This is a genomic window from uncultured Thiohalocapsa sp. (assembly GCF_913063425.1).
Taxonomy (GTDB): domain Bacteria; phylum Pseudomonadota; class Gammaproteobacteria; order Chromatiales; family Chromatiaceae; genus Thiohalocapsa.
Map to the genome: position 1 here is coordinate 36,998 of NZ_CAJXYK010000015.1, position 13,632 is coordinate 50,629.

At 68.9% G+C, this 13,632-nt stretch carries 13 protein-coding genes; 9 read left to right on the plus strand and 4 right to left on the minus strand.

Annotated elements, in window-relative coordinates; genetic code table 11:
* Nucleotides 1-7 precede the first annotated feature (7 nt).
* The 6 genes from QZ607_RS10395 (at nt 8) to rnhB (ending at nt 4,873) form a co-directional block, all read left to right on the plus strand.
* Entirely contained in the window at nt 8-529 is a 522-nt protein-coding gene (locus tag QZ607_RS10395) for an OmpH family outer membrane protein (protein ID WP_295882474.1), read from the plus strand.
* Nucleotides 530-564: 35 nt separating this feature from the next.
* Nucleotides 565-1,611: a UDP-3-O-(3-hydroxymyristoyl)glucosamine N-acyltransferase gene (gene lpxD, locus QZ607_RS10400; RefSeq protein ID WP_295882476.1), complete on the plus strand. Its 1,047-nt coding sequence runs from the start codon at nt 565-567 to the stop codon at nt 1,609-1,611.
* Nucleotides 1,612-1,863: 252 nt separating this feature from the next.
* Nucleotides 1,864-2,298 (plus strand): 3-hydroxyacyl-ACP dehydratase FabZ, encoded by a 435-nt coding sequence (gene fabZ / locus QZ607_RS10405; RefSeq protein WP_295882477.1) that lies wholly within the window; start codon nt 1,864-1,866, stop codon nt 2,296-2,298.
* Nucleotides 2,299-2,301: 3 nt separating this feature from the next.
* On the plus strand, nt 2,302-3,084 hold the full coding sequence (lpxA, locus tag QZ607_RS10410; RefSeq protein ID WP_295882479.1) for an acyl-ACP--UDP-N-acetylglucosamine O-acyltransferase: 783 nt from the start codon (nt 2,302-2,304) through the stop codon (nt 3,082-3,084).
* A complete protein-coding gene (lpxB, locus tag QZ607_RS10415; RefSeq protein WP_367268179.1) occupies nt 3,081-4,241 on the plus strand; it encodes a lipid-A-disaccharide synthase in 1,161 nt (386 codons plus the stop codon). Before lpxA ends, lpxB begins: the two co-directional genes overlap by 4 nt.
* Nucleotides 4,238-4,873, plus strand: a complete 636-nt coding sequence (rnhB, locus tag QZ607_RS10420) for a ribonuclease HII (protein ID WP_295882481.1) — start codon at nt 4,238-4,240, stop codon at nt 4,871-4,873. The genes lpxB and rnhB overlap by 4 nt, the downstream gene beginning before the upstream one ends.
* Before the next feature lie 88 nt (nt 4,874-4,961).
* Here the strand turns inward: rnhB and QZ607_RS10425 are convergent, their stop codons facing one another.
* Complete coding sequence (locus tag QZ607_RS10425) at nt 4,962-6,308, minus strand: YihY/virulence factor BrkB family protein (RefSeq protein ID WP_295882482.1); 1,347 nt, start codon at nt 6,306-6,308, stop codon at nt 4,962-4,964.
* A gap of 96 nt (nt 6,309-6,404) precedes the next feature.
* Between QZ607_RS10425 and QZ607_RS10430 the strand changes: the two genes are divergently transcribed.
* On the plus strand, nt 6,405-6,950 hold the full coding sequence (locus QZ607_RS10430; protein ID WP_295882484.1) for a peroxiredoxin: 546 nt from the start codon (nt 6,405-6,407) through the stop codon (nt 6,948-6,950).
* Between the two features lie 29 nt (nt 6,951-6,979).
* Here QZ607_RS10430 and QZ607_RS10435 read toward each other — a convergent pair whose 3' ends face one another.
* On the minus strand, nt 6,980-8,146 hold the full coding sequence (locus QZ607_RS10435) for an acyltransferase (RefSeq protein WP_295882485.1): 1,167 nt from the start codon (nt 8,144-8,146) through the stop codon (nt 6,980-6,982).
* A gap of 411 nt (nt 8,147-8,557) precedes the next feature.
* Between QZ607_RS10435 and QZ607_RS10440 the strand changes: the two genes are divergently transcribed.
* Together QZ607_RS10440 and QZ607_RS10445 are read left to right on the plus strand one after the other, a co-directional pair.
* The gene (locus QZ607_RS10440) at nt 8,558-9,433 is read left to right on the plus strand and encodes an FkbM family methyltransferase (RefSeq protein ID WP_295882487.1); all 876 of its coding nucleotides are present in this window, start codon (nt 8,558-8,560) and stop codon (nt 9,431-9,433) included.
* Between the two features lie 24 nt (nt 9,434-9,457).
* Entirely contained in the window at nt 9,458-10,981 is a 1,524-nt protein-coding gene (locus tag QZ607_RS10445; RefSeq protein ID WP_295882489.1) for a lipopolysaccharide biosynthesis protein, read from the plus strand.
* Between the two features lie 19 nt (nt 10,982-11,000).
* On the opposite strand, the gene QZ607_RS10450 is transcribed toward QZ607_RS10445, so the two are convergent.
* Together QZ607_RS10450 and QZ607_RS10455 are read right to left on the minus strand one after the other, a co-directional pair.
* Entirely contained in the window at nt 11,001-12,038 is a 1,038-nt protein-coding gene (locus tag QZ607_RS10450; RefSeq protein ID WP_295882491.1) for a hypothetical protein, read from the minus strand.
* 395 nt (nt 12,039-12,433) lie between these two features.
* Complete coding sequence (locus tag QZ607_RS10455) at nt 12,434-13,471, minus strand: hypothetical protein (protein WP_295882492.1); 1,038 nt, start codon at nt 13,469-13,471, stop codon at nt 12,434-12,436.
* Nucleotides 13,472-13,632: the final 161 nt, after the last annotated feature.

A 13,632-nucleotide genomic window follows, 5' to 3' on the forward strand; every position in this document is an offset into this window, starting at 1 on the left:
CCCCGCCATGCTGCGTCCTGTGCTGCTGCTGGCCGGTCTGCTGGCGGTCGGGGGACTGGTGGTGGGTCAGGCGGCCGCGCAGGGCCTCAAGATCGGTGTCATCGATCCGAACCGCGTCGTGGAGGAGTCGCCCCAGTACGAAGAGGCCCGGCAGACCCTGAGCACCGAGGTGGCCGAGCGCGAAGCAGACCTTCTGGACCAGCAGGAGAGCCTGGACCGGCTCAACGAGAAGCTCGAGCGCGACGGCGCGCTGATGAGCGAAGAAGAGGTCAAGCGCCTGCAGAACGACATCCGCGCCCGCAAGCGCCGCCTGCGCTATGCGAAGGCCGAGCTGCAGGAGGATTTCGCGCTGCGCCAGAGTGAGCTTCGCACCAAGCTCGTCAAGCAGGTGGAAGAGGTGGTACGGCAGATCGCCAAGGAGCAGGAGATCGATCTTATCGTGAGTGAAGGCGTCGTCTACTTCAGCGAGCGTATCGACATCTCCGCCGATGTCGTCGAGCGCCTCAAGGAAGAGTTCCGGAGCCGCTGATGCCCACCGAGGGCAGAGCCCAAGCGGCCTGATACGTGGCGATCGCGGCGAGCCAACTCGCGGCCGACCTGGGCCTGACGCTGATCGGCGACGACGTGACCCTGGAGCGCGTGGCGCCGCTGCACACGGCGGACGCACAGTGCCTGAGCTTTCTGGCCGACGCGCGCCACCGTTCCCGCCTGGCGGAGACCCGTGCCGGTGCCGTCATGCTGCGGGCCGCCGATGCCAGCCGGGCACCCTGCGCGGCACTGGTGGCGGACAATCCGGCGCTCGCCTTCGCCCGCGCGGCGGCGCAGCTGCATCCGCGCCCGAAGCCGGCGGCGGGCGTGCATCCGAGCGCCGTCGTGGATGCGAGTGCCAGTATCCACCCCACGGCCTCGGTCGGCCCGCTCTGCGTCATCGGCCCCGACGTGAGCATTGCCGCGGGTGTCGAGGTCGGCCCCCAGTGTAGCATCGGTGCCGGCACCAGCATCGGGGCGGATACGCGGCTGGTGGCGCAGGTGGTCGTGTGCGAAGGCGCCCGCATCGGCGCCCGTGTGCTCCTCCACCCCGGCGCGGTCATCGGCCGCGAGGGCTTCGGCTTTGCGCGCGACGGTGTGCGCTGGGAGCGGATTCCGCAGGTGGGCGCGGTCCGCCTGGGTGACGATGTCGAGATCGGCGCCAATACCACCGTGGACCGGGGTGCCATGGACGACACCATCATCGGCGACGGCGTGAAGATCGACAACCTGGTACAGATCGGCCACAACGTGGTCATCGGTGAGCATACCGCCATGGCGGCCTGCGCCGGGATTTCCGGCTCCACCCACATCGGCGCGCGCTGCACCGTGGCGGGCGCCGTGGGCATGGCAGGCCACCTGCATATCGGCGACGACGTCCACTTCACCGGCATGGCCATGGTGACGCGCTCGCAGCCCGAGGCCGGCGTCTACAGCAGCGGCATCCCCGCCATGCCCAACGCCGACTGGCGCCGCACCATCGCGCGACTGCGGCGGCTGGAAACGCTCCAGCAGCGGGTGCAGCGCCTGGAGCAGGCGCTGGCAGCGTATGCCGGCGACGGCACGGCGCCGCCGAACGAGTAACATTCCCGCAACCTGTGGTGGCGTCGGGAGATCCGGCTGCCGGCTGCAGCCTGGGACAGGATGCGCGATCGCGCGGGGGCGCCGATGCGCCTGGATCAATAACAACGTCAACCATGGGACCATGCGGCAATGCCGTTGCCACATCGCCGGCCTCCGGGCGCTGTTCCAGCAGCCGCGGACAGGGCTCGGCGCCAGGGTGGCCCGCCATGCAGCAGCGTCTCGTCAGGGGCCTTGGAGGCAGCATTGATCACGATGGATATTCACAAGGTGTTGCGTCTCCTGCCGCACCGTTATCCGTTTCTGCTCATCGATAAGGTGCTGGAATTCGAGCCGAACGAACGCCTGCTCGGACTCAAGAACGTCAGCATCAACGAGCCCCACTTCATGGGCCACTTTCCGGTGCGACCGGTGATGCCCGGCGTGCTCATCGTCGAGGCCATGGCCCAGGCCACCGGCCTGCTGGCCATGGAGTCGCGGCCCGACGAAGTGGGCGAGAAGGCGCTGTATTACTTCGTCGGTATCGACAAGGCGCGCTTCAAGCAGCCGGTGGAGCCGGGGGATCAGCTCCTGCTCGAGGTCCGGGTGCTGAACGTCAAGCGCGGCATCTGGAAGTTCGCCGGCGAGGCGCGGGTGGGCGACAAGGCCGTCGCCACAGCCGAGATCATGTGCACCGCACGGGATTTCTGAGCCTTGGCGCCTGCGAAGATCCATCCCACCGCCATCATCGATCCGGCTGCAGTCATCGCCGATGACGTCGAGATCGGCCCCTACGCCATCATCGGTTCGGAGGTCGAGCTCGCCGCGGGCTGCGTGGTCGGGCCGCATGCGGTGCTGCGGGGGCCGACCCGCATCGGCGCGGGTACCCGGGTGTTTCAGTTCGCGAGCGTGGGCGAGGACCCGCAGGACAAGAAGTACGCAGGCGAGCGGACCTCGCTCGTCATCGGCGCCCGCAATGTCATCCGTGAGTACGCCACGGTGCATCGCGGCACCGCCCAGGACAAGGGCGAGACCCGCATCGGCGACGACAACCTGCTCATGGCCTACACCCACGTGGCCCATGACTGCGTCATCGGCAACAACGTCATCATGGCCAACGCCGCGTCGCTCGGCGGGCACGTGGAGGTGCAGGACTGGGCCATTCTCGGCGGCTTCACCATCGTGCACCAGTTCTGCCGCATCGGTGCCCACAGCTTCAGCGCCATGGGCACCGTGATCGCCAAGGACGTCCCGCCCTATCTCACCATCGGCGGCCATCCGGCACAGCCTCGCGGGATCAATGCCGAGGGCCTGCGCCGCAGGCAGTTCGCGGCCGAGGCCATCGCTGCCCTGCGCCGCGCCTATCGCCTCCTATACCTGAGCCAGCTCAAGCTTGTGGACGCCGTGGCGCAGATCCATGAGCTCGCCAAGACCTATCCCGAGCTGACGCCGCTCGCGGACTTCGTCGCCGACAGCAGCCGCAGCATCGTGCGGTGAGCATCCGGCTCGGCATCGTCGCCAACGAGCCCTCCGGCGACCTGCTCGGCGCGGCGCTGGCGCGCGCGCTGCGCGAGGCCCTGCCGGATGTGGAGCTGGTCGGTGTCGCGGGCCCGCGCATGCGGGCCGCTGGCTGCCAGACCCTGATGCCCCAGGAGCGCCTCTCCGTGATGGGTCTGGTGGAGGTACTCTCGGTGCTGCCGGATCTGTTGCGGGCGCGGGCGGAGCTGGTGCGTCACTTCATCGCGGCACCGCCGGCGGCCTTCGTCGGCGTCGATGCGCCGGACTTCAATCTCGGGCTGGAGCGCCGACTGCGCCGGTGCGGCATTCCCACCGTGCATCTCGTGAGTCCCACGGTGTGGGCCTGGCGGCAGGGGCGCGTCAAGGCCATCCGCCGGGCGGTGGACCTGATGCTGTGCATCTTCCCCTTTGAGGAGACCTTCCTGCGCGAGCACGGCGTGGATGCCCATTACATCGGCCATCCACTGGCGGACGAGATTCCGCTTGAGGACCAGGGTCCCGCGGCGCGGACCGAGCTGGGTCTGGCCCCCGCCGACAGCGTCGTCGCCCTGCTGCCGGGCAGCCGTCGCAGCGAGGTGTCCCGGCTCGCGGCGCCCATGTTGGAGACGGCACTGTGGTGCCGGCAGCAGCGCCCGGAGCTGCGCTTTGTGGCACCCATGGTGTCGGAGGGCCTGCGGGCGCTGTTCGATGCCGAGCGCGCGCGGCTGGCACCGGCACTGGACGTGCGCTTCCTTGCGGGCCGCAGCCGCACGGCCATCGCCGCAGCGGATGTGGTGCTCACCGCCTCCGGCACCGCCACCCTGGAGACGCTGCTGCTGCGCCGGCCCATGCTGGTGGCGTATCGGCTGAATGTCGTCACTTATGGGCTGGTGCAGGCGCTCCGGCTCATCAAGGTGCCCTATGCGGCTATGGCCAACCTGCTCGCCGGCGAGCCGTTGGCGCCGGAGTTTCTTCAGAACCGCTGCCGTGCGGATCTGATGGGCCCGGCACTGCTGGCGATGCTGGACGACGCCCCGCGCCGGGCCGACATCCGCCGGCGCTATGCCGAGATCCACTTCCAGCTGCGCCGCGATGCCGCCCGCACCGGCGCTGAGCGCATCGTCGAGCTCCTCGCGGCCCGGGGCCGGGCGGCGTGAGCGGGCCGCTCACCACGCCAGGCACGCCGGCGCTGGTGGCCGGACTGGACGAGGCCGGGCGTGGCCCGCTCGCCGGGCCGGTCTGTGCTGCGGCGGTGATCCTCGACCCGGGCCGAATCCCCAACGGACTCGATGACAGCAAGCGTCTCACCGAAGCGCTGCGCGAGGCACTGGCGCCCGCCATCGAAGCCGCCGCCATTGCCTGCGCGGTGGCCTGGGCGACTCACCTGGAGGTGGATCGGCTCAATGTGCTGCAGGCGTCCATGCTCGCCATGCGTCGGGCCTTGCTGGCATTGCGGGTGACGCCGACGCTGGCCCTGGTGGACGGTAACCGCTGCCCGGACGATCTGCCCTGCGTCGCCCGCGCCGTGGTGGGGGGTGACGGGCTGGAGCCCGCCATCAGTGCCGCGTCCATCCTCGCCAAGGTGGCGCGGGACCGGGAAATGCAGCGGCTGGACGCCGAGCACCCGCAGTACGGCTTCGCGCGGCACAAGGGGTATCCGACAGCAGAGCACCTCGAGTCCCTGCGGCGCCACGGGCCCTGTGCCATCCATCGCCGCTCCTTCGCACCGGTGCGCGCGTTGCTCGACGTGCCGACGGACCCAGTGCGTCCGCAGCCACCGGCGGGGTGACGACTCCCGCGTCCATGTGATCCAGGCGCTGGGATGGTTATGACGAGGGCCTCCCGCGGGCACAGGGTCACGGCGCGGACTGCCCGCTTCAGACACCCACCTCCTGGGCCGCCGCCAGGTCTTTCAGGGTCATCTCCCCGAGCGCCTCATCGATGGCGCGCTGCAGACGGTCTTCGACGCCGGCGACCGCCGTCCCCGGCGGCAGGTCCAGGCGCACCCCGGGCTCCTCGCCGAACCGGCGCACATAGCGCAGGACGCGGCGCACGGCCACCTGCTCCGGCGCCTGTGCAGGCACATAACGCGGTGGGGACGTGGCCGTGGCGACCAGATAGCCGCCGTCGGCGAGCATGTGCAGCAGCTTGCGGACATTGGTGAGCGGCATGCCGAGCCCATGCGACAGGGTCTCGGCGTCCGCGGCTTCGTCGCTCGCATAGTGGCGCCGGACGATGGCGGCCAGGAGCAGCAGGGCCAGGCGCTCGCGCAGCCGGTTACTGAGCCGGAGGTCCCGGTCGCGGCTCGCGAGGTACTCCGGATACTGGAGGTAGAAGGCGATGTTCGCGCCCACCAGCACGATGAGCCAGGCGATGTAGAGCCAGATCATGAACAGGATCAGGATCGCCAGGCTCGAGTAGATGGCCGCGTAGCGGGTCGAGCCCGCCATGAATTGCGCGAACAGATTGCCCGCCATGAGCCAGAGCACGCCGCCCAACAGGGCCCCGATCACCGACGGGACCAGGCGCACGCGGGTATTCGGCACGAAGTTGTAGACGAAGGTGAAGGCCAGCGTGATGAGCGCATAGGGCAACAGGCTTTCCGCGATCTGCAGCAGCCAGCCGAGTACCTCGATGTCGGCGATCTGCTGCACCAGGGCATTCCTGCGCACGGACGCCGACGCCGCCACCGCCGAGAACAGCAGCACGGGCCCCACCAGCAGCACGCTCAGGTAGCGGCTGAAGCGCTCCGCCAGCGGGCGCTGCTCGGCCACGCGCCAGGTCATGTTGAAGACCTGCTCGATCTTCGAGATCAGCGACAGCACCGACCACAGCAGCACCGCGAGCCCCACGGCGCCGAGCACCCGCACATTGGTGTTGTCCACATAGTCGATGAGGCGCGTGGCGACCTCCTGCGCGCCGGCGCCGAGGGGATGCAGTGCCTGCAGCAGCATGGGCTCCAGCTGGTTGTGCACGCCGAAGCCCTTGAGCACGGAGAAGCTCACCGCCAACAGCGGCACCAGGCTCAGCAGCGTGGTGTAGACGAGGCTCATGGCCTGGAGCGTCAGCCGCCCCGCGGCGAGGTCGCGGCCGATGGCGTGAGCCATGCGCAGCGGCAGCCGCAGGTGCAGCTGCCAGGGGGACAGATCGGCCGGGTCGTCCCACAGCAGGTGCCGCCAAACGCCGGCGACGCCGTCATTGGCCGCTTGTCGAAGTGCAGTCATGGTAATCTCGCGCGCAGTCGCCACTGCGTCCGTGGTTGCCCACCGGCGCCGCGTGCAGACCCGTGCGCCGCCCAAGCCTCAGGAGGTGATACCCACATGAAGCACTCTATCACCGCCGGCCTGCTTGCTGCCGTGACCACGCTTGCGCTGCAGCTGCCGCTTCCCGTCCAGGCCGAGGCGGAAACCGCTTCGGCGGGCGCGGCCGGGCTGCTCGACCCTATGCCCGAGACGCCGCAGGCCCCAGGCTTCGAGCTGCCGGGCCCAGATGGCGAAACCTACCGGCTGGCGGACATGCTGGGCCAGCCGGTGATCGTCAACTTCTGGGCCACCTGGTGTCCGCCCTGCCGGGCCGAGATGCCGGCCATGCAGCGCGCCTGGGAGCAGCTGCGTGATGACGGCGTCATGCTGGTGGCCGTCAATGTCGGCGAGAGCAAAGGCGAGATCGAGGCCTTCGCGGAGCAGGTGCAGGTGAGCTTCCCCCTGCCCATGGACACCGACATGAGCGTGTCCCAGCGCTGGCCCATGAAAGGCCTGCCGACGACCTTCGTGGTGGACCCCGAGGGCCGCCTGGTCTACCGCGCGCAGGGCGAGCGCGACTGGGACGACCCGGCGCTGCTGGACCTGGTGCGCGAACTGCGCTGACCGCGTCTTGGCCTGCCTCGGGTCGCCGCTCAGCCGGTGGCACGCAGGCGCTTGCGCCGGCCCTCCAGCAGCCCGATCAGCCGGCGCCCGGAATCGATGCCGGGCTGCTCGATCCAGCGGTTGGTGAGTGTCGCCGTCGCCGCGGACAGCAGCAGCGTCAGGCCCACCGACACCGGCATCGACCAGGCCCAGTGCTCGGGCAGCCCCGCCGGGCCCGTGAGGAGCTGAATGACGCTCGGCGCGAGATACCAGGCAAACACGAAGTGGACCACGTACAGGCTGAAGCTCAGCTCGCCCAGGTGACAGAGCAGCCGGTTGACGAATAGGGGCCAGGGATGCAGCGCCAAGGCCCACGCGAAGAACACGGCGGCGGTGCCGAACACCACCGGGGCTGCGAGTGCGGAGTAGGACATGGTGGCGGCCCCGATGCCGAAGAGTGCCGCCGCCACGGCAAGCCGCACGAGCGATGCCCTGGGGCTGTCCGCGGCGGGCCGAGCGCCGGAGCGGCCGGTGTCCCGGATCAGAAAGAAGAGCGCGAAGCCGAGCATGAACACCGGCAGCTGCGTCGGCAGCCAGTAGTACAGGAAGCTGTTGTTCGGCACCGGCCAGGGCAGCCCCGCGAGCAGGTGCATGGCGTAGGCTGCGGTCACCGAGAGCAGCAGCGCGAGGCCGGTGGCAATCAGGGCGCCGCGCAGATCGCGGATGACGCTGAGCAGCAGGGGCACCAGCAGATAGAAGGTCATCTCGACACTGATGGACCAGCCGCCGGGCACGACGCTGTTCACCGTGTATTGATTCCAGGCATGCAGAAACAGGACATTGAGCCCCACTGCGCTCGTGAAGTGGCTGGGCGGCGGCCATTGGCCGCTGCTCAGGCCGTGCACAAAGAAGTACAGCACGATCGCTGCGTAGTAGAGGGGGGCGATGCGGAAGAAACGGCGGATGAAGTAGTCCTGAATCGGAAACCGATCCTGGTCACGGCGCTTGGACAGCGACAAGGCCAGGGTCAGGGCGCTCGCGACGAAGAACAGCTGCACACCGTACTGTCCCGTCTGGAACAGCCCGTGCAGGATCGGCGGCAGATCAGCGAGCCGCTGCGAGCTGTGCACCAGGATCACGCCCAGGATGGCCCAGCCACGCAGCGCATCGATGTATGCATACTTGGTGAGCCCGTCGATCTGCTTGGTGTCGGCCATGGATGCGCATCCGATAGAGTCTGGGGGCAACCGTGCTCACCGCGTCCGCGGCGCGAGCGTCGGGAGGGCGGGTGTGCCGGAGCGGATCAGCCGAGATCCGGCCGCGCAAGCCACGCAACCCCCCTCGGAAGATGCCTGGAACGGCGTTGGCGGCGTCACCCACGGGCAAAGACAACCGCAGCGGTGGAGGGTACACTTTCCCCCCGATCGGGACAGCTTCGAAAACGGCCATGGAGCCTTCGACGCCACCGATTCGCCAGCGCCGCGCGCCCGCTGCGCGCGGTGGTCTCAGAGCGCCGCGGCCGGCAGCTGCCGCCGGCGTACCGCCGATCTTTCGAGCGACCCCAGGGTGCGCGCAGGGCAGCGCACAGGCGGCGGGGCCGCGGGCTGACACGCCGGAGAAACACGAGCATGACCTACGTCGGTGACAAGCTGGACCGGTTTCCAGCGGTGAAGCGCGTCCTGCGCAGTCTCTATCGCGGCATGGTGAAGGCGCCGCCGAAGCCGCCGTCCCCGGTGCTGGACCGCCCGACGCTGCGTGCCTGCCTGACTGCCCGCAAGCCGGTCGTCGTGGAAGTGGGTGCCAACGATGGCTTTCATACCCAGTGGTTTCTCGACCTGCGCGGGGATGCCGCCATCTACTGCTTCGAGCCGGACCCGCGCGCCGTTGCTCGTTTCAAGGCCCGCATCGGCCCCGCAGCGCGGGTGCAGCTGTTCCAGCTCGCGCTCTCCAACGCGCAGGGGACGGCGACCTTCTACCAGAGCAGCGGCGGCGAGCCCGGCGCGCACGAGGCGCCGGCGGGTCAGGACTGGGATGCCTCGGGCAGCATCAAGAAGCCCAAGAAGCACCTTGAGAAGCATGCGGACATCCGTTTCGACTCCACACTCGAGATCGAAACGCGGCGCCTCGACGACTGGTGTCGTGAGGCAGGCATCGAGCAGATCGATTTCCTGTGGATGGATGTCCAGGGCGCCGAGCGGGAGGTGCTGGAGGGCGCCGGCGACATGTTGGAGCGCACCCATTTCATCTATACCGAGTACAGCAACGAAGAGCTCTACGAAGGGCAGGCGACATTGGCCGAGCTGCTCCGGCTCCTGCCCGGGTTCGAGGTGCTCATCGTCTATCCCGGTGATGTGCTGTTGCGCAACAAACGCTTCGCTTTCCGGCCCAACCGGGAGCTGCGTGAGGCCATTGCGGCGCACGGGGGTGCCGAGGCCGGTTCTGCGATCAGCGCAGGAGCCGGGGCCGGGGCGGATGGCGGCCCGCGCGCGAAGCCGGCGGCCTGAGGCGCCGCGTCGGTCCACGTCCTTTTGAACACCGCCAACTTCAGCAGGCAGGTCAGGCTGGGCGCGGCCTGGACCTATGCGAACCAGGTCTATGTCACCATCGGCCAGTTCGTCATCGGCATCGTGCTCGCACGCCTCCTGGGGCCGTCCGAGTTCGGCATCTTCATTGCCGTCACCGCCTTTACGACGCTGTTCATTCTGGGCGTCAAGTTCGGCGTGCCGCAGGCCATTGTCCAGGCCAGGTCATTGACGGACGAGCAGGTCAACGCGGCATTCTGGTCCATTTGCGTGCTCGCCGCGGTCTTCATGGGCATGGCTGTCCTCATCGCGGAGCCCCTGTCCGCCGTCTATGGGACAGCGCGGTTTGCGAGCGTCATGTATCTGATGAGCGGCATCTTCGTGCTCATGCCGTTCAGCGCTGTCGCCCTCGCGCTGCTGCGACGGGAGATGCGCTTCGATCAGGTGGCGGTGCTCAACATCGTGACCCTCACCGTCGCGGCGCCCTTCTCCATCGGCGCCGCGCTGCTGGGGGCGGGCGCTTACAGCCTGGTGCTGAGCGCCTTTGTGAGCTCACTGGTCAACCTGGTGATCCTCATGCGCTTCACGCGCTGGCGCCCGGGCTGGCCGAGCTTGGCGCCGGTGCGCGGCCTGGTGGGCTATTCGAGCTTCGCGACGGTGAACAACGTACTGGCCCTGGCCACGCAACGCGTGGACAACATGCTGGTGGGGGCGCTGCTCGGCACCACACAGCTCGGTCTCTACAACCGGGCATTCTCGCTGGCGCGCATCCCATCGGATCAGTTCGCCGAAAGCCTGGGGCCGCTGGTGATGGGCTCGCTGTCCCGTATCCAGGACGACATCGGCTGGTCGCGACAGCTCTTCTTCAAGGCCATCTCCGCCATCGCCGTGGTCACCATGCCGCTGTTCGTCGTGCTCGGTGTCGCCGGGCCGGATGCCATCGAGCTCATCTACGGCAGCGCCTGGGCGGCGGCGGGTCACCCATTGCAGGCCATGGTTGTCGGTGCCGTCTTCCTGATGCTGTCCGTGACCCTCATCAGCTTCGTGAACGCGCAGGGGCTGGTGCGGCAGGCGGCGTCCGTGCACCTCGGCGTGCTGCTGGTCACCATCGTCGGCGTGCTCGTGCTGGCCCCCTGGGGGCTGATGGCCATCGCCATCGGCATCTCCCTGCGCGAAATCCTGTTCTTCGTCCTGCTGGTGCGGCTGCTGCGCCGCTCGCGCATCGCGCTGGGCTTCACCGAGCTCGGTCATGCCGTGGCGCCGGCGATGATTGCCGCGACGCTGGCCTGCCTCGCCGGGCTCCTGGCCCGGGGGCCCGCGCTGGAGGCCTTCGGGGCCGCGAGCTTCGGTCTGCTCGTTGCGCTCTGCGCCGCGGTATTCGGTGCCTATGCGGTCGCCGTCGGCGTACTCATGCTCGCGTGGCGCTCCCATGTGCCGCTTGCGAACACCCGGCTGCAGATCTTCGATGCCGTGCGTGCGCTCTTCGCGCGCCTGGCACCGCGTGCCCGCAGACTGGGTCAGGTGGGCTGACGGGCGGGCCGCCTGGGGGTCAGTGCGCTTGACCCGCGTCGCGGGGCGGCATGAAGCGTGACAGGACGGTGCGCAGCCGCGATTTCATGCGCGCGAGGGCACGCGGCTGCGCCGGTGGCAGCCCGAGCAGTTCCCGCGGCAGCCAGCTCTCATTGGTTTGGATCGCGAATCCCCGCAGCCGTGCGGCCTTGACAGGGTCCGCGGACAAGCGCTCGAACACGCGCAGCGCTTCCGCTTTGTTGAATGCCTCGTAGTCCGGAAACTCCCGGCCCGCCCAGCGGGCGGCGTCGCCGATGTGGAAGGTGGCATGGGCATCCAGCAGGATGCGCAGACGCTCGGCATGGGCCACGAGGTTGTAAAGGAGCCCGCGCATCACGAAGCCGCCGGCGACACAGGCGCGGCTTGCCTCGAACTGCCCGAGCAGCTCGCGGCGCACGATGAAGCAGTCGAACCCCGGATGTGACTTGCCGATGTCGGCGTAAATCATCGGCAACTGCTCGGGTGTCGTGAAGCCGTCCGCAATGGTCCGCCGATTGATGATGACGGCGTCGTAGCCGCGGCGCAGCAGGTCGGCCGCGAGCAGGTAGAAGTGCGGCATCAGGCCGATGTCCACGTTGGTCAGCGCGATCGCGGAGACCTCGGCATGCTCGGCTGCGGGGGCTGCTGCGGCCCGTTGGACGATGTCGAACAACAGCGGCAGGGGCCGCGGACGCTCGAAGCTCGCCACATCGAGCACGGTGCGGTCGAGGTCCGGCAGCCGCTCGAAGCCGTCTTCAACGGCGGCGGCGTCCCGCGGCAGTACGGTCGCCGCGAGCCGCACCGACAGCTGTGGGTCTTCCTGAAGCGCGAAACGTTGCGCGCTGCGCATGGAGGCATAGGTCACGGGTTGCGCGTTGCCCAGATCGGAGCCCGGCTTGGCCGCCACGGGGTTGACGACATGCAGGATCTCCACCGATGTGGCCGGCGCCGTGGTGGCTTGAAGGTACTCCGCGGCGGCGAACTCGCTGACGGTGGAATAGGTGCGGCTGAAGTCGGGCTGACCGGACGCTGGCGACATGGCTTGTTGCGGGCTCCGCTGCGGGCGACGCCGGGCTGGACCCGGTCGTGCTGCTGCCATGCGCATCGCCCGGCGGTGTAGGGCGGAGCGCGGGGCCAGGTGCAAGCCACCCCCGGGTGTCGATACCGACCCAGCGTAAGCCTTCAATAATACGGTGGGCCGTATCCATTGACAGCCGGGGAGGATGCCTGCGTGCGAATAGGGGCAGCTCGCAGCCCGCGGCATGCTCCGCGCCGTCATGCGCGTTGCCCCGGTGGCAGCAAAGCCCGCGGCCGGGGCTGACCTGGGGTTCAGACGGGGCGCCGGCTGCGACGGCGTTCACCGCCCCCGGTCCGCGGCTGGCTGGCGGCAGCGTGCGGTTGCCACAGCCTTGATGCGGCGGTGGGTGCCCGGCGTCAGCCCGGCTGGCCGGCGTTGCGACCCTTCACCACCTGCTGCAGCACGCCGCGCAGGCGGGACTTGATCGGCTGCAACAGGCTTGGCTGCTTCGCCGGCAGGCCGAGCAGCTCGGGCGGCAGCCAGTTCTCGTTGGTCTGCATCGCGAACCGGCGCAAGCGCTCCGCCTTGACCGGGTCGGCGGACAGGCTCCTGAAGACGCTCAGGGCCTCGGCCTTGTTGTGTGCTTCGTAATCGGCATAGGGCGATGTTGCCCAGGCCGCGTCGTCGCCGATGTGGAAGGTTGCCTGGGCATCCAGCAGGATGCGCAGGCGCTCGGCGTGGGCCACGAGATTGAACAGCAGTCCGCGCATGACGAAGCCGCCGCCAACGCAGGCGCGGTTGGTAACGAAGCGATCCAGTAGGCTGCGCTCGATGATGAAGCAATCCAGCCCGGGATGGGAGCTGCCGTGTTGGGCGTACATCAGCGGCAACTGCTCCGGGGCGGCGAAGGCCCGCGCGATGGAGCGCCGGTTGACGATGACGGCGTCATAGCCGCGCCGCAGCAGGTCTGCGGCCAACAGATAGAAATGGGGCATCAGCCCGATGTCGACATTGGTCAGCACGACCGCGGCAAGGTCGGCGTCGGTTGCGGGAGCGCTCCGCTGGGCTCGCCCCAGGATGTCGAACACCAACGGGAGCGCACGCGGGCGCTCGAAGCTTGCGACGTCGAGCACCGTGCGCGTCAGGTCCGGCAAGCGCTCCATGCCCTCGGGCACAGCCGCGGCGTCCTGGGGCAGCACAGTTGCCGCAAGCCGCACTGACAGCGCCGGATCTTCCTGGGCTGCGAAGCGGCGCGCGCTGTGCATGGAGGCAAAAGTCACCGGTTGGGCGACCACCAGATCGGAGCCGGGTTTGGCGGCCACCGGATTCACCACATGGAGGAGCTCCACCGATGCGTCAGACGCGGCGCTGGTATGGACATAGTCGCCGGCGACGAAGTCATCGACGGTGGCGTAGGTGCTGCCGAAGTCGGGCTGGCCGATCTCAAGCGACATGGACTGCTTGCAAACTCCCGTGTCAGACACCCTCTGCCGGTGCTGCGCCGTGACCCCACAGGTACGGGTACTGACCTGTGCGGCATGGCCCCCGGCTGCCGAGGCCCTGGGGTACGCCTACCGGGGCCAGCCGAACGCAAGATCAGTGAAACACTGAGTTG